The sequence below is a fragment of the Pseudomonas sp. QC2 genome, from assembly GCF_002859085.1.
Taxonomy (GTDB): domain Bacteria; phylum Pseudomonadota; class Gammaproteobacteria; order Pseudomonadales; family Pseudomonadaceae; genus Aquipseudomonas; species Aquipseudomonas petroselini.
The window spans coordinates 374,194-394,831 of record NZ_PKKS01000003.1 but is presented as its reverse complement, the minus strand read 5'-3'; the positions used below and the strand labels follow the sequence as shown (position 1 = coordinate 394,831).

General features: G+C 62.9%; 21 protein-coding genes. 8 read left to right on the top strand and 13 right to left on the bottom strand.

The annotated features are described in order from the left end of the window. Nucleotides 1-111 precede the first annotated feature (111 nt). Nucleotides 112-939: an arylamine N-acetyltransferase gene (locus QCBJ_RS03305; RefSeq protein ID WP_102060133.1), complete on the bottom strand. Its 828-nt coding sequence runs from the start codon at nucleotides 937-939 to the stop codon at nucleotides 112-114. Nucleotides 940-1,059: 120 nt separating this feature from the next. On the opposite strand from QCBJ_RS03305, the gene QCBJ_RS03300 reads away from it, so the two are divergent. Continuing rightward, nucleotides 1,060-1,296 carry a DUF6555 family protein gene (locus QCBJ_RS03300; RefSeq protein WP_012724960.1) on the top strand — a complete coding sequence of 79 codons (237 nt, stop codon included), beginning with the start codon at nucleotides 1,060-1,062 and terminating at the stop codon, nucleotides 1,294-1,296. A gap of 93 nt (nucleotides 1,297-1,389) precedes the next feature. On the opposite strand, the gene QCBJ_RS03295 is transcribed toward QCBJ_RS03300, so the two are convergent. Continuing rightward, nucleotides 1,390-1,590, bottom strand: coding sequence for a DUF6021 family protein (locus QCBJ_RS03295; protein WP_046035532.1), 201 nt, complete (start codon nucleotides 1,588-1,590; stop codon nucleotides 1,390-1,392). A gap of 34 nt (nucleotides 1,591-1,624) precedes the next feature. Beyond that, on the bottom strand, nucleotides 1,625-1,801 hold the full coding sequence (locus QCBJ_RS30155; protein WP_163825853.1) for a hypothetical protein: 177 nt from the start codon (nucleotides 1,799-1,801) through the stop codon (nucleotides 1,625-1,627). 113 nt (nucleotides 1,802-1,914) lie between these two features. On the opposite strand from QCBJ_RS30155, the gene QCBJ_RS03290 reads away from it, so the two are divergent. Then, nucleotides 1,915-2,436: a DUF3087 domain-containing protein gene (locus tag QCBJ_RS03290; protein WP_102060132.1), complete on the top strand. Its 522-nt coding sequence runs from the start codon at nucleotides 1,915-1,917 to the stop codon at nucleotides 2,434-2,436. Nucleotides 2,437-2,496: 60 nt separating this feature from the next. Here the strand turns inward: QCBJ_RS03290 and QCBJ_RS03285 are convergent, their stop codons facing one another. The 5 genes from QCBJ_RS03285 to QCBJ_RS03265 form a co-directional block, all read right to left on the bottom strand. Further along, nucleotides 2,497-3,627, bottom strand: coding sequence for an MFS transporter (locus tag QCBJ_RS03285; protein WP_046035534.1), 1,131 nt, complete (start codon nucleotides 3,625-3,627; stop codon nucleotides 2,497-2,499). Between the two features lie 70 nt (nucleotides 3,628-3,697). Then, on the bottom strand, nucleotides 3,698-5,062 hold the full coding sequence (locus tag QCBJ_RS03280) for an MFS transporter (RefSeq protein WP_093541523.1): 1,365 nt from the start codon (nucleotides 5,060-5,062) through the stop codon (nucleotides 3,698-3,700). 86 nt (nucleotides 5,063-5,148) lie between these two features. After that, the gene (locus QCBJ_RS30620; protein WP_371913989.1) at nucleotides 5,149-5,535 is read right to left on the bottom strand and encodes a DUF2282 domain-containing protein; all 387 of its coding nucleotides are present in this window, start codon (nucleotides 5,533-5,535) and stop codon (nucleotides 5,149-5,151) included. Nucleotides 5,536-5,768: 233 nt separating this feature from the next. Then, on the bottom strand, nucleotides 5,769-6,167 hold the full coding sequence (locus QCBJ_RS03270; protein WP_102060131.1) for a hypothetical protein: 399 nt from the start codon (nucleotides 6,165-6,167) through the stop codon (nucleotides 5,769-5,771). A gap of 180 nt (nucleotides 6,168-6,347) precedes the next feature. Beyond that, nucleotides 6,348-7,223 carry a Dyp-type peroxidase gene (locus QCBJ_RS03265; protein ID WP_012724968.1) on the bottom strand — a complete coding sequence of 292 codons (876 nt, stop codon included), beginning with the start codon at nucleotides 7,221-7,223 and terminating at the stop codon, nucleotides 6,348-6,350. 138 nt (nucleotides 7,224-7,361) lie between these two features. Here QCBJ_RS03265 and QCBJ_RS03260 point away from each other — a divergent pair, with 138 nt between their 5' ends. Next, nucleotides 7,362-8,978 carry an NADP-dependent glyceraldehyde-3-phosphate dehydrogenase gene (locus QCBJ_RS03260; RefSeq protein WP_012724969.1) on the top strand — a complete coding sequence of 539 codons (1,617 nt, stop codon included), beginning with the start codon at nucleotides 7,362-7,364 and terminating at the stop codon, nucleotides 8,976-8,978. A gap of 40 nt (nucleotides 8,979-9,018) precedes the next feature. Beyond that, on the top strand, nucleotides 9,019-10,080 hold the full coding sequence (locus QCBJ_RS03255; RefSeq protein WP_102060130.1) for an FUSC family protein: 1,062 nt from the start codon (nucleotides 9,019-9,021) through the stop codon (nucleotides 10,078-10,080). A gap of 181 nt (nucleotides 10,081-10,261) precedes the next feature. Here the strand turns inward: QCBJ_RS03255 and QCBJ_RS03250 are convergent, their stop codons facing one another. Next, entirely contained in the window at nucleotides 10,262-11,020 is a 759-nt protein-coding gene (locus tag QCBJ_RS03250; RefSeq protein WP_012724971.1) for a TetR/AcrR family transcriptional regulator, read from the bottom strand. Between the two features lie 361 nt (nucleotides 11,021-11,381). Between QCBJ_RS03250 and QCBJ_RS03245 the strand changes: the two genes are divergently transcribed. Genes QCBJ_RS03245 through QCBJ_RS03230 form a run of 4 tightly spaced genes read left to right on the top strand, consistent with a single transcriptional unit; the run spans nucleotide 11,382 to nucleotide 16,005 of the window. Beyond that, nucleotides 11,382-12,086: an ABC transporter ATP-binding protein gene (locus QCBJ_RS03245; protein ID WP_102060129.1), complete on the top strand. Its 705-nt coding sequence runs from the start codon at nucleotides 11,382-11,384 to the stop codon at nucleotides 12,084-12,086. Further along, on the top strand, nucleotides 12,083-13,300 hold the full coding sequence (locus QCBJ_RS03240) for an ABC transporter permease (RefSeq protein WP_102060128.1): 1,218 nt from the start codon (nucleotides 12,083-12,085) through the stop codon (nucleotides 13,298-13,300). Before QCBJ_RS03245 ends, QCBJ_RS03240 begins: the two co-directional genes overlap by 4 nt. Continuing rightward, nucleotides 13,293-14,771 carry a TolC family protein gene (locus QCBJ_RS03235; protein ID WP_102060127.1) on the top strand — a complete coding sequence of 493 codons (1,479 nt, stop codon included), beginning with the start codon at nucleotides 13,293-13,295 and terminating at the stop codon, nucleotides 14,769-14,771. Before QCBJ_RS03240 ends, QCBJ_RS03235 begins: the two co-directional genes overlap by 8 nt. Continuing rightward, nucleotides 14,761-16,005, top strand: a complete 1,245-nt coding sequence (locus QCBJ_RS03230) for an efflux RND transporter periplasmic adaptor subunit (protein WP_012724975.1) — start codon at nucleotides 14,761-14,763, stop codon at nucleotides 16,003-16,005. The genes QCBJ_RS03235 and QCBJ_RS03230 overlap by 11 nt, the downstream gene beginning before the upstream one ends. 42 nt (nucleotides 16,006-16,047) lie before the next feature. On the opposite strand, the gene QCBJ_RS03225 is transcribed toward QCBJ_RS03230, so the two are convergent. The 4 genes from QCBJ_RS03225 to QCBJ_RS03210 are packed head-to-tail and all read right to left on the bottom strand — an operon-like array spanning nucleotide 16,048 to nucleotide 20,634. Then, on the bottom strand, nucleotides 16,048-17,442 hold the full coding sequence (locus tag QCBJ_RS03225; RefSeq protein ID WP_102060126.1) for an FAD/NAD(P)-binding protein: 1,395 nt from the start codon (nucleotides 17,440-17,442) through the stop codon (nucleotides 16,048-16,050). 12 nt (nucleotides 17,443-17,454) lie between these two features. Then, nucleotides 17,455-18,222, bottom strand: a complete 768-nt coding sequence (locus QCBJ_RS03220; RefSeq protein ID WP_102060125.1) for an ABC transporter ATP-binding protein — start codon at nucleotides 18,220-18,222, stop codon at nucleotides 17,455-17,457. A gap of 3 nt (nucleotides 18,223-18,225) precedes the next feature. Beyond that, nucleotides 18,226-19,566: an ABC transporter substrate-binding protein gene (locus tag QCBJ_RS03215; protein ID WP_064055366.1), complete on the bottom strand. Its 1,341-nt coding sequence runs from the start codon at nucleotides 19,564-19,566 to the stop codon at nucleotides 18,226-18,228. Nucleotides 19,567-19,584: 18 nt separating this feature from the next. After that, nucleotides 19,585-20,634: a branched-chain amino acid ABC transporter permease gene (locus tag QCBJ_RS03210; protein WP_012724979.1), complete on the bottom strand. Its 1,050-nt coding sequence runs from the start codon at nucleotides 20,632-20,634 to the stop codon at nucleotides 19,585-19,587. Nucleotides 20,635-20,638 lie beyond the last annotated feature (4 nt).

Genomic DNA, 20,638 nt, shown 5'->3' with positions numbered 1-20,638 from the left:
TGAGCAAATTATTCAGGAACCGCTTCGAACCCTTGCTGGCGCGAAAGGTTCGAATTAATTTGCACCGATTTGAAGGTAAAACGGTTCAGCGAAGGCTCTGGATCAATACTCTCAAAAAACAGCCACTACGAGGCTATCAAGGATCTGGCGAAGCGACGCCGAGACCGGCACTTGAATGTCAAAGGTCCTGCCCAGCACATCCAGCAGCTCATCGGCACTGCCAAGCGTGCGTTTTTCGCTCGGCCGATCCAGGTAATGAACCGCGTAGCTGGCGTTGTTCAACGTATAGCGTTTACCCGGCGCCAAGCGTGCGACTTTCAGCTGGCCCACAAAGGGCGAACCCGGGTGCGTGGAGACGTACCAGTTGCCGATTTCATAGTCGATGCCCGCCTGTACTTGCAGATCGAACACATACAAGCCGCGCCACTCCCCGGCCACTTGCGCCCACAGCGTGTAACTGCCCTGCCCGTCGAAGGTCAGGCGATAAGGTTCATGCGCCGTGACCTGCAGCGCTTCAGTGTCCAACTGCAACGGGCTGCTGGGCACCATGCCGCCAAAGCCGACATCGCTGATATAACGCACGCCGTCCAGGGTCACCAGGCTCAAGCGATGGGTGCGCGCCGTGTGCGCATCCGGCGGCCCTCCCATCACCACCCGGCCGGTAATGCCGCGTGCATCAAAGCCGAGTTCCTGCAACAGCGCCAGGAACATCTGGTTCAGCTCATAGCAATAACCACCCCGTCCCTCCAGCAGCACTTTTTGCTCGACACTGGGCAGGTCGATCGGCACCGGCAGGCGCATCAACGTCGACAGGCTTTCGAAAGCAAAGGTGCACACATGGCGCAGTTGCAGAGTCTGCAACGTCTGCAAGGTCGGCGCTGGCGGCGCGTCATAGCCCAGGCGTTGCAGATAGAGGCGGCTATGGGTCAGCAGAGGCATGGCGCAATCCTTGGGCGCGAGATGAAGACGTCACTATGCCGCGCCAGCATGCAGATTGTCATTTTGAATGAACCTTTTTGAACGCTCCCGTATCCATCTATAACAACACAGGGAGGCAACATGAGTACCGCAAAAATCTACACCATCCACTACCAACTGCATGGCAAACCGAAGTCCTTTGTGGTGCGTGCCGAAGTGATGAACAACGCCGAGGCCTGGCACTGGGCGGCGGTCGATGCCGATATTGCGCACGTGAGTCGCGTGGGCCGCGTGGGGCACGAGCAGGTGAAGAAAACGACTCGGCCGTGGGCTGAAAAGTTTGGGATTACTGAAGTGACGTGGGTTGCGCCGAAGTAATCAGATGTCGCTAGACGAAGAAGGAAAGAATGCAACACCACCTGTGGTGAGGGAGCAAGCTCCCTCACCACAACGCTGGTTTTATGGCTTCTTTTATGGCTTCAAGTCGCCCAACGGATCATAGGCCGGCTTCTTTTCATCCTTGTCTTTCTTGTCCTTATCCAACGGTGCAATAGCCGGGCCGATAGGATCAACCTGCGGATCCGCCACGTCCGGCGAATCCGGGTCAAAACCCAGCTCATCCTTACCGCTGGAATGCTCGTCTGAAGACGGGCCTTTCGGAGTATCAATCACGGTGCTCTCCTTATAAAAAACGGACGGGCCTTGTTTAAAGCGGGCGGGCCTTGTCGTGGAGGTTTTCCAGGTCTTCCTCTACGCGTTCTACGTCGTCGTCCTGACGCTCCGCCGGGTCGTTGGGACGCAACGCATCGTTGTCGCGCTCCTCCTCACCGGGTGTGCGGTCAGGGTTCGGGGTACCGGGCGGTGGCTGGTTGTATTCAGACATGATGGTTCACCTCAAAGGGTCTACACAGGTTTAGAGAAACCGCCCTGCGCCATCGTTCAACTTGTTTGCCCAAGCGTGAGATGATGCTGGCCCCTTCTGGAGATACGACCCGGATGTTCGAGCTCAAACCCTGCGACCCTGTCACCTTCCGCCAGCAGACCCGGCGCAGCACGCTGATTGTCGCGGTGCTGTTCATGGCCCTGGCCATGTTGCTGTCGAGCCTGGCAGTGATGCTGTTCGGCGAGCCCGGCGGTGACAATTTACGTTTCAATGTCGGCGGCGTTTTCGCCGGGGTGCTGATCACCGTGGCGCTGGTGCGTGGCCCCTTCTGGACTCAGCCGTGGCTGGCGCCGGCGGTGTATGGCTGGCAACTCAAGCGCTGCCTCATGAGCGTGACCAATGTGATGCACAAGGTCACCGAGCAGGTCCAGGCCAGTGACCCGACGGCGATCAAAGTGCTGCGCTTCTATCACCTGGGCCTCACGCAGATGCATGAACTGGATGCCAACTCCAGCGCCCAGGTGCAGTTGGTCGCCGAGGTCGAGGCACATAAAGCCAAGATGCAGGCGCTGGGGATCGATATCGAGCAAACCCGTTTCGACCCCGCCTGGCTGCAAGTGCTTAAAAGCGCTTAAACCTGAGGGACTCGCACGCTTACGAAATGCTCTTGAACGGACACACACCACCTCACGGCGTCAGTTGGAAAGCTTTGCCCGCCAGCAGAACACCGCGCTCACCGCAATCGCCAAGCCCGCCAGACCGAACACCCACGGCGCCGAGGCAATCGGCAGCAGCAGGCCGGCGAGCAAGGGCCCGAGGCCGGCGCCGATATCCCGCCACACGGCATTCGAGGCCAGGGCCGACACGCGCATCGAACCGGGGTTGCGCTCGGCCACCAAGGTGGTCACCAGCGGCAGTTGCAGCGCGCGCAGCACCAGCACCGCCGCCGCACCGACGATCACCCAGTAACTGCCGAATGCGGTCAGGGCCAGCGCACTCAGGAACGAAAACAGCAGCAGCATCGAGGTGGCGCCAAAGCGCTGGGCCGCACGGCCGCCCAGCGGGCTCAGGAGCATTTCCGAGACATAGCGCAGCGCCATCAGGCCACCGGCGATCAATACCGCATCACCGCCCAGCAGCTTCTGCGCCTGGATCGACAGGCCGAAGATAAACAGGCCATCCAACGCCACCCCTTCGATAAACGACCACACCGCCACGCTGTCCGGCCACTTGAAGCGCCGCCCCGGCGTGCTGTGCAAATCATGCCCCACCGTCGGCAAGCCGCGCGCCATCCACACGCCCACCAGGCAGCACCCGGCCAGAATCAGAAAGATCGGACGCGGCCCGGCCCACAGCGTCAACCAGCCGCCCAACGGCAGCGCCAGCATCGGCCCGAGGGCGATCAGCGCACGGGAACGCCCGGCCCGGCGTGCGGCGCCGGCCGGTTCCGAGGTGGCCAATACTTGGGTGGACAGGTTCAACGCGGCAAAACACAGGCCCCACACCAGCCGCAGCCCCAACAACGCAGCGAAACCCGACAACAGCGAGTTGCCCACGGCGCACAGGGTCGCCGCACCGGCGGCAATCATGCAGGTCAGGCGGTCGCCGTTGCGCGCGTAGAAATTGAGCACATGCCGGTAGCCGAAAATCCGCACCAGGCGGTTAGCCGCCAGCAGCACCCCGGCCTGGGCCAGGGTGATGCCGAACGCCTGGGATTCCATCGGCAGCAGCAGGTAAAGCAGCACATCACTGGGCAAGCATAAAGCCAGGGTCAGCGCAGCGCGGCGGGAGTTCGTATCAGCGGTACGGAGGGCCAGGCTGGACATAAATCTGAAACATCCCGAAATATTCAGGTCGCCACGGTAGCCTTCCACACCGGTGTTTTACAACGCCCAATCATGGCTTTTTCCCATAGGGCAACAGACGCAAGCCACTCGCCACGGCCCCCACCGCTGCAAACCCGCAGCCCAGCCACAGCGCAGAGTGCGGGCCGCTGGCCAGGGACAGGTGGAAACACAAAGCCACCAGCGACGCCCCCAGCGTTTGCCCCAGTAAGCGCGAAATCGCCACGATGCCGCTCGCCCCACCGCTGCGGGCCAACGGCGCACTGGTCATCAACGCCTTGAGGTTGGGTGACTGGAAGAATCCAAACCCGGCGCCGCACAGCGCCATGCGCCAGCCGATATCAAACGCCGAGGCGCCGCTGTCCAGGCTGGCCAATGCGGCCATCCCCACGCTGAGCATCAACAGGCCGATGCCGCACAGCAAACCCAGGGACACCCGGTCGGCGAGGCGCCCCGCCACCAGCGCCATCACCGCGACCACCGCCGGCCAGGGCGTCATCAGGAAACCGGTTTCCACCTGGCTATGGCCCAGCACCGCCTGCAACAAGAAGGGCAGCGACACAAAGGCCAGGCCCTGGGCGCTGAAGGCACAAATAGCGGTCAGGGAAGACAAGGCAAACACCGGGCGCTTGAACAGGTCCAGTGCCAGCATCGGCGCCGGGTGCCCGGCCTGGCGCCGCAGCAGCAAGGCGCCGCACACCAGCGCCACGGCGATCAGGCCCAACGTCAGCGCGCCCTGAGCACCGTGCACGGCCGTGCCGAGCCCCAGCACCAGCAGGGCGAACAGCCCAGCGCACAACAACGCTGCGAGTCGGTCAAAGGCATGCCCGGTCATCGGCAACGTGGGTAATGAACGCAGGCCCAGTGCCAAGGCAAGCAAGCCCAGCGGCACGTTGATCAGGTACAGCCAGTGCCAGGTCGCCACCGACAGGATCGCCGACGCAGCAGTCGGCCCTAACGTAAATGCCAGCCCCACCACCAACGAGTTATAGCCCAAGCCGCGCCCGAGCATTTTTGACGGGTAGATATGCCGCAGCAGCGCCGTGTTGACACTCATGATCGCCGCCGCCCCCAGACCTTGCGCCACCCGCGCGGCAGTCAACGTCAGCAGCGACCCGGCCAGGCCGCAAAACAACGACGACACGATAAACAGCAGCAGCCCGCCGAGATACACCCGGCGGTGCCCCAGCACATCACTGAGCGACGCAAACGGCAGCACCGTGGCAATGATCGCCAACTGGTAGGCGTTGACCACCCAGATCACCGACGCGGAATCAGTGCCGATGCCCTCAGCCAGGGTCGGCAACGCCGTGTTGACGATGGCCGTGTCCAGGGTCGCCATGCCGATCCCCAGGGAGATCGCGATCACGGCAGGCAGGCGTTTATTGAGGGGCAACCCATCGGCAACAGAAGACATGAACAATCCGCGCAGGTGACAAAGGCCTTTAGATTAAGGGCTGCGGCGATTTTTTTCAGTGCTGGATTGGGTGGCTGTCAGTATTTTCATGTTCGCCAGTGCCCGGTCCTCGCCATCACGCCCACGGCTTCGGCAAAACCGGCTTGGGGCGCCGTATTCAGCGTGACAAGCCCCACACAACGGCTCGGCCTCAACACCGCTGCACGCGTGGCCACCCGCCCGCCCACTTCCACGCCTGCCAACACCGCCTCGGGGATATGCAGGGCATTCATCAGTTCCAGCACATCCTGGCCGAGCACGGCGTCATCCTGCTCACGCCAGGTGCCTTTGCCTGCGGCGCAGTCGTTGGCACCGGCAAGGGACACGCCGAAGCATTTTTCCTGGGGCTTGGGCTCATCGGCATGGGCCACGGTGGCGAAAGCGCTGAGGGACAGGGCGAGGGTTGCCGCGAGGGCTGCGTAAGGACGCTTCATGGGGTGAGTCTCCTGGCTTGACTGAGTGTGGCCAGGGCGCCTTGGGGGTCGATGACCGCCTGCGCCAACTGGTGAACAGAGTTAACGCCAGGCGTGTATCCGGTCTGTGTCGCGAACGCGATAGAACGTCATGCGGGTGTATCAGGAGGGTGCGGGGATACAGTTCGATACACAGTCACTGACACAGTGCTGAAAACCGACCCTCGCCCCAGGAGGTGGAAAACAGGTCACGATCAATAGGTAATCTGCAGGGTGGGCCCTTGCACCGTCATGCAGCGATTGCAGGCCAACTGGTCAGCCGCCATCTGGGGGTTCCACGGCCCGATGACACCGTCGCGCTTGCCCTTGTCATCCACTGAGTCCAGTGCGGCCATCACGTTGTCGCGATTGGGCTTGAGCAGTTCCCGGGCCAGTTGCGTTTCTTTATCTTTTTGCGCGTCGCCCGTCAGCGAACGACCGGCCACTTCGCGGATTTTATCCGTCGTTGCATTCGCCGTCGTGGGGTGTTTGAACGCTTGGAAATTGTCACCAAAGGCTTTGGCCAGGTCCGAATCCGACATCTTCGAAAAGGGCGTGGACGCCGGACTTGGCGGCGGTGAGGCGTGCGATATGGAAATACGTGAAATCAGCATGTGTGAGCGCTCCTGGACGGTTCGACGATTGCGCCTTGCATCCCGTATGACAGACACCCGGCAAGTAGCGAGTGTGTGGCGGCGTGTGCTGAGACGGTTCCAGCGTGCCTGCGAGGCAGGCACCTGCGCGAATCAGGCGGATCGTGCTGAAACTATCCCACGCAAGCCAGCGCTCACCGTCTAGAGGTTTGCTGCCGGGAGGATCGCACTCAGGTCCAAATGGCCATCCTTCAACGGCGGGCACCAGTAGTAACCGCCGGTCAACGGCGTGCTGATGCGGTACAGGCCATCGACAATCCCGTCTTCCAGGCCGCTCATGCGGCGCAGTTGCGCCTCGAACGCATCGAAGGAGTGGCCGAACGCGAGGAACATCAACCCGGCCTGGCCGTTCTCGGCCCATGGCATCGAGCGGCGTACCACGAAGGCTTCCGGGGTGAAGCTTTCCTGGGCGGTGCGCTTGGTGTGGGCGGATTCGGGGGCGTCTTCGAGTTCTTCGTTGTCACCATGGCGGCGGCCGATGATGTGATCACGCTCTTGTGCAGGCAAGGCGGCGAAGCCGTCGAGGTCGTGCTGCCATTGCTGGAGGGCGGCGAAGCTGGCGCCGCTGTCGGTCAGGGCGGCTTCAACCGCCGCGTCGTCGTGGGGGTTTTCGGTGCCGTCTTCGTAGTCGGTGAGGTCGAAGCCCGTCTTGTAGCGGAAGCCTTCGATCATCTGCACCAGCCGAAACGCCGGGGCCAGGGCCTTTTCAACGGTGCGGCTGCGCAACAGTAGCTCACCGCGATCCACGCCATGCAGCCACACCCACAACGCCTGTTGGGTGGACGGGTTATGCGCGCCCGGCCCGCTGACCATCGGGAAGGCGCGCAGGCCTTCAATCCGGGCGCCGAGTGCGGTGACCAGCGGCTCACCCACCCCGATCACTGCCGCCGAATCGGCCCACTGCACCAGTGCGTCCAGCGCAGCGGGCACGGCGGCCAGGGAGTCCACGGCAAAAAACAGATGACGTGCCTGCAACGGCACCGGTGCGGCAAGAATGCCCGGCTGGTACTGACTCATGTGAACTCCTTCAAGAAAGCCGCGCAGTTTACCCGGCGAGCGCCCCTGTGCGTACTGCAAAGCGCACAAGCCTTGCCATAGAGCCCCGTGTTGGGTGACTCTCTAGTCATGTTTTGCAACTATTCCAGGGGTAGCGACATGACCACCAGCAACCTGCTCACCCAGCTGTTTCCCACCTCCGCCGCCGATATTCCCGAACAGTTCCGCCTGGCGGCGCCTATCGAACAGCGTGATTACTTGGTCGACGGCCAGTTGCAGGTATGGAGCGGCCCCTTGGCCCAAGTCCTCAGCCCGGTGCAACTGGGCGATGCACGCGTGCACATCGGCAGCACGCCATTGCTGGATGCCGACACCGCCCTCACCGCCCTCGACGCCGCCGTGCGCGCTTATGACCGTGGCCAGGGCGAATGGCCGACGATGCGCGTGGCAGACCGCATCCAGCATGTCGAAGCGTTCTTGCGGCGCATGCGTGAACAGCGTGATGCGGTGGTCAAGCTGCTGATGTGGGAAATCGGCAAGAACCTCAAGGATTCGCAGAAAGAATTCGACCGCACCTGCGACTACATCACCGACACCATCAATGCCCTAAAGGAACTCGACCGTCGCTCCAGCCGCTTCGAGCTGGAACAGGACACCCTCGGCCAGATCCGCCGCGTACCACTGGGCGTGGCGCTGTGCATGGGCCCCTACAATTACCCGCTGAATGAAACCTTCACCACGCTGATCCCGGCGCTGATCATGGGCAACACCGTGGTGTTCAAGCCGGCCAAGCTCGGTGTGCTGCTGATCCGCCCGTTGCTGGAGGCGTTCCGCGACAGCTTCCCGGCCGGGGTGATCAACGTGATCTACGGCAGCGGCCGCGAAACGGTCAGCGCGCTGATGGCCAGCGGCAAGATCGATATCTTTGCGTTTATCGGCACCAACAAGGCCGCCAGCGATTTGAAAAAGCTGCACCCCAAGCCGCACCGCCTACGTGCGGCGCTGGGCCTGGATGCGAAAAACCCCGGCATCGTGCTGCCTGAGGTGGACCTGGACAATGCCGTCAGTGAAGCCGTCACCGGTTCGTTGTCGTTCAATGGCCAGCGCTGCACCGCGTTGAAAATCCTGTTCGTGCATGAAGATGTCGTCGACAGTTTTATCGACAAATTCAATAAAAAAGTCGCCACGCTCAAGCCCGGCATGCCGTGGGAAGACGGTGTGGCGCTGACGCCATTGCCCGAAGCAGGCAAGGTGGATTATCTCAACAGCCTGGTAGCCGATGCCGCGCAACACGGCGCCAAGGTGGTGAATGAACACGGCGGTGAAAGTCGCGGCACGTTCTTCTACCCGGCAGTGCTGTACCCGGTGAACCCGCACATGCGCGTTTACCATGAGGAACAGTTCGGCCCGGTGGTGCCGATCGTGCCTTACCGTGACCTGGAGACCGTGATCGAGTACGTGCTGGACTCGGATTTCGGCCAGCAACTGAGCCTCTTCGGCACCAACGCCGTGGAGGTCGGGCGCCTGGTGGACGCTTTCGCGAACCAGGTCGGCCGTATCAACATCAACGCCCAGTGCCAGCGCGGCCCGGACACCTTCCCGTTCAATGGGCGCAAGAACTCGGCCGAAGGCACGTTGTCAGTGCATGACGCCTTGCGCGTGTTCTCCATCCGCACGCTGGTGGCGACCAAGTTCCAGGAGAGCAACAAGGCGCTGGTCAGCGACATCCTGCGCAACCGTGACTCAAGCTTCCTGACCACCGACTACATCTTCTGAAAACAACACACACCTGAATTTTGAGGCCACTTTAAGACCGATGAACCTGCCCTTCTTCGCCCGGCGCCTGCTGCGCCCCTTGCTCGACCCGTACCGCCGTTATCGCCATGCCAAGCTGATCCACGCCGTGCGCGTGTCCATCGGCTTGCTGGCCACCATCCTGCTGACCACCGGCATCAACCTGCCCCACGGTGAGTGGGCCTCGGTGACCATGCTGATCGTGATCGGCGGCTTGCAGCACCACGGCAATATCGGCAAGAAAGCCGTGGAGCGCGCCTACGGCACCTTGATCGGCGCCAGCGTCGGTTTGGTGCTGGTGGTGCAACAGGCTTATTTCGGCCAGCCGTTTTTGACCTACCTGTTGATGTCGGCGGTGTGCGGGTTCTTTTCGTATCACGCCATTGGCAAGGGCGGCTATATAGCGCTGCTGTCGGCAATCACCGTGTTTATCGTCGCGGGCCATGGAGACAACCCGATCTCGGACGGCCTGTGGCGCACGGTCGATATCCTGATCGGCATCGTCCTGGCCCTGGCGTTCTCCTTCGCCCTGCCGCTGTACGCCGTGTACTCCTGGCGCTACAACCTGGCCAGCGCGCTGCGCGATTGCGCCGAGATTTACAGCCGGATCATTAATGGCGAGTCAGTCACCGACGATCAACACCTGAAGCTGCTTAACCGGCTGAATGCGGCGATGTTGCAGTTGCGCTCGTTGATGCCGTCGGTGTCCAAGGAAGTGCGGATATCGATGACCGAACTGGACGCCCTCCAGCGGCATTTGCGCATGTGCATCAGCACCCTGGAGATTCTCGGCAATACGCGCCCGGATCCGCGGGATGAACAGGCGACGGCACGGATGCAGGTGATGTTGAAGGCCGAGCACCGGCAGATCCGAGTGCAATTGGTGGGGATGGCGCGGGCCTTGAAGTCGGGGGTAACGGAGCGATTGGAGCGGCCGAGTCACGCCAGCGGTGCAGAGACTGTGCTGGACGTGCCGGTGTATAGCGCGTTGGATGGCTATCGGCTGCTGACGTTGCAGCTGGCGCAGAATGTGGATGCGATGCGCCAGCGGCTGGCCAAGAGTGCGGGTCGTTGGAAAATCTGAATCCGCTCGCCGAAATAGGAAAATTCCCAAACATTTACGGATTTCAAGGTTTTCACACTTTGCCTTACAAAGTTTTCACGTTTTATTCACATCGCGGAACGTAGGGTGAAGCCTCATCCGTTACAAACGTTGTACATCAAGCCCGCCGCCCCAGCGGGCTTTTTTTTGCCTGAAAAACCGCTCAGCGAGAAGCCTTGGCGACAGGCGCTGCGGCGTGCTCACGGATGGCGCGCTGAGTGTCCAGCACCTTGGCCAACGCATGTTCCGCTTCCGGGCTCTGCTGCGGGACGCGAATCGCCGCCGACACCAGGGTGATCAACTTGGCCATCACCTCGGCATCCGTCGCCGGACGGCCCAGGCTCATGGAGTTCATCAACAAGCGCAGCTCGGTGCCGGCCATCACGCCAGAAATGGCCTTCAGGGCAAACTGCAAACGCACCCCCAATTCATTGCGCGGCAGGTCCGGCAACGCCAGGGCGAAGGCTTCGAAGAAACGCTGGAACACCGGCTGGTAATGCACCTTGAGGTATTCCTGGATAAACGGCGACGTATCGCTGTACACCCGCCCCAGGAAACGGATGAACGAACGCCCTTCCCCACTGGCGCTGGCCGGGTCGCTGCGCTCCAGGCCCATGGCCGGGGCGAACAGCACGCCGAGCAACGTGTCGCAATCCAGCGGCCCGTCGGACTCGGCTTCACAGCGGGCCAACAGTTCCAGGCGCTGCTCGTTGAGCGGCTCCAGACGCTGCTTCAGCAGGGTTTGCATCAGGGAATCCTTGTCCCCGAAGTGGTAGTTCACCGCCGCCAGGTTGACCTGGGCACGCTCGGTAATCTGCCGCAACAAAACCGCGTCATAGCCGTATTTGATGAAGAGAGCCTCTGTCGCATCCAGCAGTCGAGTCTTGGTGATGTTTGGAGCGCTGACTTTCTTCGCGACCATAGAAGTTCCACGTGGGAAATATTGTTTTAAAAAATAATTTGATTTTTTATACCGGTGCCGTCGCTCGAAAGCAAGTAGTGACACTGCGCCATATGATCGAAAGCCTTGGCCGACGGGTTCCACGGAGCGAGGCAAGCGTGTTTTGATCCGCGTTCCGGCCCCCTGAAGTAAGCCTTTTCCCAAGCTGAAACGGCTCTACATCGATGGCTGGCGAAGCGGCTGGAACGCGGTTAGTATTCAAACAATATTTTAAAAACAAGAAACAAAACAGGTCCATGGCGCGCGCCGAGGCGACCCCCTAACTTGTTACAAGGCTTTACCAGGGGAAGAGGACGGCAGCGTCGAGACTGAAGGCGTATTCATGACAGACACCCCCGCGCACCCAGGCTTGATCTCCCTGCAAGGCATCGGCAAGCACTATCAGCTGGCCGGGCAACACCTGTCCATTCTCAATGATGTATGCCTTTGCATCGCCCGTGGCGACAGCTGCGGCATCCTCGGCGCCTCGGGTTCCGGCAAAAGTACCCTGCTCAATATCCTTGGCCTGTTGGACCTGCCCAACGGCGGCCAGTACCACTTTGCCGGCCACGACATTTTCAACGCCACCCCTGATCAGTTGGCGGCCATCCGCAACCAGCAGATCGGCTTCGTGTTCCAGAGCTTCAACCTGCTGCCACGCCTCAGTGCCCTGGATAACGTCGCCCTACCCTTGAGCTATCGCGGCGTATCGCGCCAGGAATCGGTGGAGCAGGCCCTGCGCATGCTCCAACAGGTCGGCCTGGCCGACCGCGCCCACCATCGCCCCGCCGACCTCTCCGGCGGCCAACGCCAACGCGTCGCCATTGCACGCGCGCTGGTGGGCAAGCCCTCGGTCATATTGGCCGATGAACCCACCGGCAACCTCGACAGCACCACGGCCCAGGACATCATGGACCTGCTGCTGGCCCTGAACCGCGAGCAACAGGTCACCCTGATCATCGTCACCCACGACCCGCATATTGCCGAGCGCCTGGAACGTAAGATCCTGGTACGCAATGGCGTGGTGCAAGAGGTTGGGCGCCTATGACCCCGCAGGTAGAGAGCAGCCTGCGGGTCGAACAGAGCCTCAGCCAACTGCTGCATGAAGCGTTCGTCAGCCTGCGCACCCTGGGCAAGCGCTCGATCCTGGCGCTGCTGGGTATCGTCATCGGCAGTTCATCGGTGGTGGCGTTGATCAATATCGGGCACAACGCGGCGGTGGACGCCGCGATGATTTTCAAGGACATGGGCACCGACACCCTGGTCGCCCAGTTCCCGGCCAAGAACGGCGGCACTATCACCATGCCCGCTCGCCTTGACCTGGACGCCGTGCGCCAAGCGGTACCGGGCATTACCCACATCGGCGCCCTCACCTTGTTCAGCGGGCCCATCGTGTTCCACGGCCGGACCGTCAACGCCAACTTCGTCGGCAGCACGCCGGACATCAAGGACGCGATGCGCCTGGTGGTGCAACAGGGACGTTTTCTGTCGAGCTTCGATGCCAACGAAACCTACGCCGTGATCGGTGACCCGTTGGCCGAGGCCCTGGGTTCGCCGGGCGACCCCCTGCAACTGGGCGACCGCGTGCGCATCAACGACTACCTGTTCCTGATCGTGGGCATCCTGCGCAGCCAGCCACGCGCGATGCTGATGCCGGTGCAGGCCAATGAGTCGCTGTTCATTCCTGCCGAAGGCATGCGCCGTATCTACGCCACGCCGCAGATCGGCAACGTGATCATCCGCGCCGCGCCCGGCCAAGACATGGAACGCCTTGCCCAAGAGGCCGCCGCAGCCTTGAAACCACAACTGCCCGACCACGATGTGGACATCCAGGTGCCCCAGCAAATGATCGACGGCATGACCCGGCAAAGCCGCACCTTCGCCTACCTGCTGCTGGCCCTCGGCGCGATCTCCCTGGTCGGCGGCGGCGTGGGGGTGATGAACGTGATGTTGATGAACGTCTCGGAGCGCCGTCGTGAGATCGGCATTCGCATGGCCCTCGGCGCGCGCCAGCGAGATATCCGTAACCTGTTCCTGCTTGAAGCCGTAACCCTCACCGCCGTCGGCGCCCTGTGTGGTGCGGTGCTGGGCATGACCGCTGCCTGGCTGTATGCCTGGCTGTCAGGCTGGGCGTTTGCCCTGGCCGTCGCCGCCCTCCCGCTGGGCGTGGGCAGTACGCTGCTGGTGGGGTTGTTCTTCGGCCTCTACCCGGCGATCTCGGCCTCACGGCTGCAGCCGGTGGAGGCCCTGCGCGATGAATAAGTGGCTGCTGTGGCTTGCCGTGGTCAGCCTTCCGGGCGTGGCGGCCGACGTGGTGATCAAGCCTTCGGCACCGAGCACGACGCGCAGCGGCTATGAGCGCAGCGTCTCGCTGAATGCCCAGCTCACCACCCTGACCCTGGGCGATGCGGTGTACCTGGGCCTGCGCAACAACCCGGCGATCCGCAGCGCGTACCTGCAACGGGTGGCCCAGAAATTCGACCTGCGCGTGGCCGAAGACGTGTTCAACCCCAAACTCACGCTCAACAGCGCGTACCGCAGCACCCGCGGCTCTGCCGACAATGCGCGCAATGCCAACGTGGCGCCGGCCACCAGCCTGCTCGGCGAGTACGGTACGCGCTTGAGCATGGCCTGGACCCAGCAACTGAACACCGCCGACCGCGCCGGCCGCTACCGCAGCGACGGCCTGGACCTGGCGATCATCCAACCGCTGCTGCGTGGCGCCGGCTGGGACGCCACCACCGCGCCGCTGCGCCTGTCGCGCCTGTCGGAGCAGGCCAACCGCCTGAACCTCAAGGCCGCGGTGGCGCAGACCATCAGCCAGATCATCGCCACCTACCGCGAACTGCTGCGCGCCCAGGAACAACTGAGTATCGTCCAGGACGCCCTCAAGCGGTCCGGTACCTTGCTGGAAGTGAACAAGGCATTGATCAGTGCCGGGCGCATGGCCGAGTTCGAAATCGTACAGACCGAAGCCGATATCGCCACCCAGCAACTGGGGGTGGAAGAGGCGCAAAACCAACTGGACACCAACCGCCTGTCGCTGCTGCGCCTGCTGGCCCTCGACCTGTCCACGCCGATTCGCGCCACCGAAGCCCTGGAGGCCAGGCCCATGCAGATCGACAAGCGCCAGGCGTTCAACCTGGCGCAGACCCAGCAGCCGGAATACCTCGCCGCCCTGCTTGGCAGCCAACAGGCTGACCTCAACCTGGTGATCGCCAAGGACTCCGGGCGTTGGCAGGTGGACCTGGTGGCCGGCGCCAACCAGGTACGCGACGCCTACGACAACGACACAGGCCGCTCTAACAACCGCACCTGGGACAGCTACGCTGGGGTGCAGGTGCAAATCCCCATCGGCGATATCAGCACGCGCCAGGCCGAAGTGCGCGCGCGGGTGAATGTGGAGGACCAGGAGATCCGCATCACCGATGCACGCCAGGAACTGGAACGCAGCGTCAACGATGTGGTGCGCGACCTCGGCACGCGCTGGCGCCAGTATGAAATTTCCCAGCGCGCGGTGGAGTTGTCGCGGCGCAAGATCGAGATCGAGCGGGAGAAACTCAGCGCCGGGCGCTCCACCAACTTCCAGGTGCTGAGTTTCGAGACCGACCTGCGCAACGCCGAAAATGCGCGCCTCAATGCGCTGATCGCTTATTTGAACGCCCAGACCCAGCTCGACTTGACCCTGGGCATGACGCTGGAAAGTTGGGAAATCGCCCTCAATGACTACTAATCAGAAACGCCTGCTGGGCGCTGTATTGATCGTGCTGCTGGCGGGCGCAGGCCTGGCCCTGCGCAGCCCTGCGTCCGATCCGGCGACCACCGCCGAGCACTGGCAGGAGGTGAAAGCCGACGCGCTGGTGCACCAGATCGGCCTGGTGGGCAGGATCGAACCCGACACCACCATCACCCTCACCGCGCCCTTCGACGGCAACGTACAGGCCAACCTGGTGGAACAAGGCCAGCGGGTCGAGGCCGGCCAAGTGCTGTTGCGCATGGACCCGGCGACCCTCGAAGTGCAGCTGCGTGAAGCCCTCTCCACGCAGCTCAAGGCCCGGCGCACCGTGCAAGAGATGCAGGACTGGAACAACGGCCCTACCGTCAGCCGCGCGCGCCGCAGCCTGCGCACCGCCGAAATGATCGCCGGCAACACCCAGCGCAAACTCACTGAAAGCGAAAACCTGTTCAAGCGCGGCATCATCCCGCGCAATGAGCTGGACGACCTCAAGCAACAGACCCAGCAGCAACAACTGGACCTCGCTTCCGCGCGCAGCGAACTGCAACAGGCCATCGACCAGGGCAAAGGCGAATACCGCCAGATCGCCGATATGGAACTGACCAATGCCACGGTGAAATACGAGGCCCTGCACACGTTGCTCGAAGGCAAGGACATCAAGGCGCCGTTCGCCGGCATCGTGGTGCCACCGCCCGGCAATCCGTCACCCCAAGGCGGTGGCAACAACACGGCCCCGGTGCAGGCCGGCAGCAAGGTCAGCCAGGGCCAGGTGCTGTTTGGACTGGCGAATATCGAACGGCTGAAAATCGTCGCCAAGGTGTCGGAGCTGGATATCAACCAACTGCACCAGGGCCAGGCGGTTGAAGTACTGGGGGATGGGTTTGATGGCGAGCGGCTGACCGGTTCGGTGAGCGTGGTCAGTGGCTTGGCGATTACCAGTGACAGTCAGGGCAGCGCGCAGTTTCCGGTGACGTTATCGATTCCCAAGCTCACGCCGCAGCAGTTGCAGCGGGTGCGGCTGGGGATGAGTGCGCGATTGACCATCGTGACCTACAACAATGCGCAGGCGATTGTGGTTCCGAGCCAGGCGATCCAGGCGGACAAAACCGTTGAGTACCGCGAGGCGATGGATAAGCCGGTGGAGCGGGTGAAGGTGACGACCGGGCAGTCGACGGCGCAGGGGGTTGAGGTGTTTGGGCTTAGGCCGGGTTTCGTAAAAGTCGGAAGCTGAACACGGTTCAAACTGTGGGAGCTGGCAAGCCAGCTCCCACCTTCAGATTTGTGTGAGCTTTGAGGCCAGCGCCTTGGCTTGCAGCGCTACATCCGTTACCGCCGTACTCTCCCACCACATCCCCCGCAACGGCGGCCCCATGGCGAACAAGCGCTGGCTGACCTGCCCCTGCGCATCCACCACCGCCCCCGACGCATCAGCCGCAATCCCCAACGCCAGCGGCCCAGGCTGGATCAGCCCACGCTTGAGCAACTGCTGCGGGAGCGGCCGGGCCACGCGGCGCCAATCGTATTCGATGCCGCTGGAGTTGATCAGCGCTGCGCCCGACACCTGGGTCACCGCGTGCTCGCCGCGATAACGCAAGCGAATGGTCACCCCTTGCGCCGAAGGCTCCAGGCCTTTGAACGACGCCGCCCGGATCCGCAACCGCCCTTCCTCATGCAAGCGCGCCACCAACTGCGCGCTCAACGGCGGCGAGCGGTGGTGATGGCTCTCCCACCACGGCCGCACATGCCTCACGAACTGGCGTTTCTCGCCCTCGCTGGCCTGGCTCCATAGACGGCCGATGTGCGCACGCACGGTGTCCAGCGGTGCTTGCCAATCGATGCCCTGCGCGTGCGCAATAGCGCATTGCCGACGCACCTCACGCAGCAATTGCCGGGGGCTGCGCAGGCGGTGATCCTCGCCGAGGAAATCCACCCAACTCGGCGGTTGCCGGCGCACATGGGGCAGCAGGCCGTGGCGCGAGAAAATTTCGATTGGCCCGCGATGCCCGGCCTGCTCGAGGGAAACCACGGCGTCGACCATGGTCAGCCCGGAACCGATGATCAGCACCGTCGCTTGCGGGTCAATCTCGGTCATCGCGCTCACATCCCAGGGGTCCACCGCCGCCGCGTTCAACCCGCTGGACTCGGTCTGTGGCGTACGCGCCGCCGGGAACATGCCGGTGGCCAGTACCGCGAACGCGCCGCGCAGTTGCTGGCCGTTGTCGAGGGTCAGCAGCGTTGAGGCTTCCTCCACGCGCAGGTCGACCACTTCACCGCGCACATGTTCGACGCTGGACGCTGACTGCGCCTTCGCCTCGGCCAAGCGTTGCTGGGCGTACACGCCGAAAATCCCGCGCGGCGGGAACAGTTCGCTGATCGGTACGTGCTGCTGATCCGACTCAGGCCAGCCGCCAGCGCCGATAAAATCGGTCAGCCATTCGGTCAGGTCGTCGGCATTGTCCGGGTCGACACTCATGCGCGCCGCATTGCCGTTCAGGGTGTGGCCCAGTTCGACGGCGCTGTAGGCCTCGCCCCGGCCGAGTTCCGCGCGCGGCTCGATCACCAGGATCTGGCGCTGGCCAGGCAGGCGCAACAGTTGCACGGCCAGCATCGTGCCGCTCAGGCCGCCGCCGATGATCAGTACATCAGCGTTGCGGATGGATTCAGTCATGCGGAGTCGCCCTTACTGTTTGCCCAGATAAATGTCATGCAAGTCGCCCCGCGCCAGCAGTTCAGCGGCGCTGCCACTCAAGGCCACGCGGCCAGTATCCAATACGTAGCCGTGGGACGCATAGTTCAGCGCGACGTTGATGTTCTGCTCGGCGATCAGGAAGCTCACCTGCTGCTCACGGTTGAGCTGCGCGATGATCGCGAAGATCTCCTGCACGATCATAGGCGCCAATCCCATGGACGGCTCGTCGAGCAGTACCAGCGTAGGACGGGTCATCAACGCCCGACCGATGGCGACCATCTGCTGCTCGCCGCCGGAGGTGAGGCCGGCGCGGGTGTGGCGCTTGGTCTTGAGCCGTGGGAACCAGGCGTAGATGCGCTCCAGGTCGTGCGCCATGTCCTTGCGGCTCAGGCGCCGCACGAAGCCGCCGCTGCGCAGGTTGTCTTCCACGCTCAACTGGCCGAACACATGGCGGCCTTCCAGCACGTGGACCATGCCCTGGCGCACGCGCTGGCTGGGGTCGATGCCGGCCAGGTCGGCGCCGGCGTATTCGATCGTGCCCCGGCTGACCTCGGCCCGCTCGGCATGCACCAACCCGGAGATGGCCTTGAGCGTGGTGCTCTTGCCGGCGCCATTGGCACCGAGCAAGGCAACGATGGCGCCCTTGGGCACGCTCAGCGACACCCCGGCGACCGCAAGGATGGCACCGTCGTAGATCACTTCAATATCGTTGACCGTCAGCAGCGACGGGCGTGTGGTGTCGGTGGCGGGCTGGCTCATGGTTTATTCATCCCCGGTGCAGGTACGTGGCGTCAGGCCTTTTTCCTTGGCGAACGCTGCCGACTTTTCATCGATCAGCGGGCGCAACAGGGCGCGGTCGGCGGCGATCCAGTCGCTGATCAGCGTCCAGTGAGCGCCGTCCCACTGCTGCACGCGCGCCGAGCCGCCGCCTTCGTGGTCGCGGCACGACAGCTTGAGGTTCTGCATCAGGCCCAGGTAACCCATGTCCTTCAAGCGCGCATCGTCGATGTTCAAGTGCTCCAGGCCCCAGCGGCCTTCTTCGCCATTAAGCGGGCGCTTGCCGAACTTGGCCTGGCCGGTGCGGATCGCTTCCACCGCCACGGCGGCGTTCACCAGGCCGGAGTTGTAGTAGACGCTGCCGAAGTTCTTCAGGTCCTTCAGGTCACTGTGGCCTTTGTCGAGGATGTAGCGCTTAAGGCGCTTGTGGATCTCAAAGTCGGCACCGGCTGGGTACGGCGTGAGCGCCAGGTAGCCTTTGGCGGCGGCACCGGCGGGTAATACGTCTTCGCTGGAGCTGGCCCAGATATCGCCGATGATGTGGTCCACCGGGAAGCCGAAGCGCGCGGCGGTCTTCACCGCGACCGGCGTGGACACGCCCCAGGTGCGCAGGAACACCCAGTCCGGGTTGGCCTGGCGCACCTGGCGCCATTGCGCAGATTGTTCGTTGCCAGGGTCGGCGACCGGAATCTGGATGTTTTCGAAGCCGTATTTTTCGGCGAGCAGTTTCAGCGGGCCCAGGGTTTCACGACCGTAGGCCGAGTCGTGGTAGACCGTGGCGATCTTCTTGCCCTTGAGTTTGTCGAAACCGCCTTCGCGCTGCGCGATGTAGTTCACCAGCGTCGACGCCTCGCTGTAGAAGGTCAGCATCACTGGGAAATTGTAGGGGAACACCGTACCGTCGGTGGCTTCGGTGCGGCCGTAGCCGAGGGTGATCAGCGGGATCTTGTCGACTTCCGCCCGCTCGCTCAGCGCGTACGCCGCCGGGGCGCCGTTGGGCTGGTACACCGCGACCGGGGCGCCATCCAGGCCATTCTTGAAGCGCTCGTAGCACTCGATGCCCTTCTCCGCCGTCCATTCGGTCTCGCATTCCTGCCACACCAGTTTGACGCCGTTGATACCACCTTCGACCTCGTTGATGTAACGCAGGTAATCGATCATCCCCGCCCACACCTGCACGCCACTGGACGCATAGGCACCGACACGGTAAGTCGCGAGGGGAAAGAATTGCTGGTCGGGCGAGGCCACCGCCTGAGGCACAGCACCGGCCAGGGCAGCCAGCGCGAAGGCGGCGCCGGCCAGGGAACGTTTCAAGGATGCACGCATTTGGATTCTCTTAGTCAGTCAGAAACGTAGGGGCCATTGACGCAGCCGATCGCGAAGGTTGTGCAACAGGCGAATCAAGCCCTCGGGTTCCTTGATCAGGAACACGATGATCAACACGCCAAAGATGATTTTCTGCAGGTTCTGCAACTGCCCCGCATCCACCGCGCCACCAAACAGCGCCTGCCCGGCATGGCTGAGAAAGATCGGCAGCAGGCTTATAAAGGCCGCGCCGACAAAGTTGCCGGCGATGCTGCCCATGCCGCCGATAATGATGATGAACAGGATCTGGAACGAACGATTGATATCGAAGCTGCTGGCGCTGGCCGTTCCCAGGTAGGCAAAGGCCCACAGCGCGCCGGCGATGCCCAGGTAGAACGAGCTGACCGCAAACGCCAGGCGTTTGTAGCGCACCACCGGAATGCCGACCACGGCGGCGGCGGTGTCCATGTCACGGATCGCCATCCAGTTGCGCCCGACCTGGCTGCGCACCAGGTTGATCGCGGTCCAGGTCAGCAGCAGCACGGTGACCAGGGTCAGCAGGTAGCGGCCCAACGGCGTGTTGAGGTCGTGACCGAACAGCGCCAGCTTCGGCGCGGAGATAGTCCCGGACGAACCGTAGTTGTAGAACCAGGGAAATTTGACGAACAGCCACTCCAGGAAAAACTGTGCGGCCAGGGTGGTGACCATCAGGTAGAAGCCCTTGATCCGCGAACTGGGCAGGCCGAACAGTAGGCCGACCAAGGCGCTGATGACCCCACCGCCGAGCAGCGCCACCGGCAAACCCAACTCAGGCAGGCGCAACAGAAATCCATAGGTGGCAAACGCGCCGACGGCCATGAAGCCGGCCGCCCCCACCGATGTCTGTCCGGTGTAGCCGGTGAGCAGGTTAAGGCCCAGCCCGGCCAGCGACAGCACCAGGAACGGGATCAGGATCGCATTCAGCCAATAGTCATTGCCCCACAGCGGCACCGCGATAAAGGCCAGCGCCAACAGGCCGATCAGGGCCCAGGGGATGCGCCGCTGAATCAGCAGCAACGGCGCGGTTTCTTGCGCAAGGGGGATCGACATGGTT

Excerpts from the sequence above, each read along its gene's own strand:
- QCBJ_RS03230 (WP_012724975.1), top strand. The coding sequence starts at position 14,761 with ATGACTACTAATCAGAAACGCCTGCTGGGCGCTGTATTGATCGTGCTG.
- QCBJ_RS03300 (WP_012724960.1), top strand. The coding sequence starts at position 1,060 with ATGAGTACCGCAAAAATCTACACCATCCACTACCAACTGCATGGCAAA.
- QCBJ_RS03245 (WP_102060129.1), top strand. The coding sequence starts at position 11,382 with ATGACAGACACCCCCGCGCACCCAGGCTTGATCTCCCTGCAAGGCATC.
- QCBJ_RS03225 (WP_102060126.1), bottom strand. The coding sequence starts at position 17,442 with ATGACTGAATCCATCCGCAACGCTGATGTACTGATCATCGGCGGCGGC.
- QCBJ_RS03280 (WP_093541523.1), bottom strand. The coding sequence starts at position 5,062 with ATGTCTTCTGTTGCCGATGGGTTGCCCCTCAATAAACGCCTGCCTGCC.
- QCBJ_RS03250 (WP_012724971.1), bottom strand. The coding sequence starts at position 11,020 with ATGGTCGCGAAGAAAGTCAGCGCTCCAAACATCACCAAGACTCGACTG.
- QCBJ_RS03255 (WP_102060130.1), top strand. The coding sequence starts at position 9,019 with ATGAACCTGCCCTTCTTCGCCCGGCGCCTGCTGCGCCCCTTGCTCGAC.
- QCBJ_RS03215 (WP_064055366.1), bottom strand. The coding sequence starts at position 19,566 with ATGCGTGCATCCTTGAAACGTTCCCTGGCCGGCGCCGCCTTCGCGCTG.
- QCBJ_RS03240 (WP_102060128.1), top strand. The coding sequence starts at position 12,083 with ATGACCCCGCAGGTAGAGAGCAGCCTGCGGGTCGAACAGAGCCTCAGC.
- QCBJ_RS03210 (WP_012724979.1), bottom strand. The coding sequence starts at position 20,634 with ATGTCGATCCCCCTTGCGCAAGAAACCGCGCCGTTGCTGCTGATTCAG.
- QCBJ_RS03265 (WP_012724968.1), bottom strand. The coding sequence starts at position 7,223 with ATGAGTCAGTACCAGCCGGGCATTCTTGCCGCACCGGTGCCGTTGCAG.
- QCBJ_RS03235 (WP_102060127.1), top strand. The coding sequence starts at position 13,293 with ATGAATAAGTGGCTGCTGTGGCTTGCCGTGGTCAGCCTTCCGGGCGTG.
- QCBJ_RS03285 (WP_046035534.1), bottom strand. The coding sequence starts at position 3,627 with ATGTCCAGCCTGGCCCTCCGTACCGCTGATACGAACTCCCGCCGCGCT.
- QCBJ_RS03305 (WP_102060133.1), bottom strand. The coding sequence starts at position 939 with ATGCCTCTGCTGACCCATAGCCGCCTCTATCTGCAACGCCTGGGCTAT.
- QCBJ_RS03220 (WP_102060125.1), bottom strand. The coding sequence starts at position 18,222 with ATGAGCCAGCCCGCCACCGACACCACACGCCCGTCGCTGCTGACGGTC.
- QCBJ_RS30620 (WP_371913989.1), bottom strand. The coding sequence starts at position 5,535 with ATGAAGCGTCCTTACGCAGCCCTCGCGGCAACCCTCGCCCTGTCCCTC.
- QCBJ_RS30155 (WP_163825853.1), bottom strand. The coding sequence starts at position 1,801 with ATGTCTGAATACAACCAGCCACCGCCCGGTACCCCGAACCCTGACCGC.
- QCBJ_RS03270 (WP_102060131.1), bottom strand. The coding sequence starts at position 6,167 with ATGCTGATTTCACGTATTTCCATATCGCACGCCTCACCGCCGCCAAGT.
- QCBJ_RS03260 (WP_012724969.1), top strand. The coding sequence starts at position 7,362 with ATGACCACCAGCAACCTGCTCACCCAGCTGTTTCCCACCTCCGCCGCC.
- QCBJ_RS03290 (WP_102060132.1), top strand. The coding sequence starts at position 1,915 with ATGTTCGAGCTCAAACCCTGCGACCCTGTCACCTTCCGCCAGCAGACC.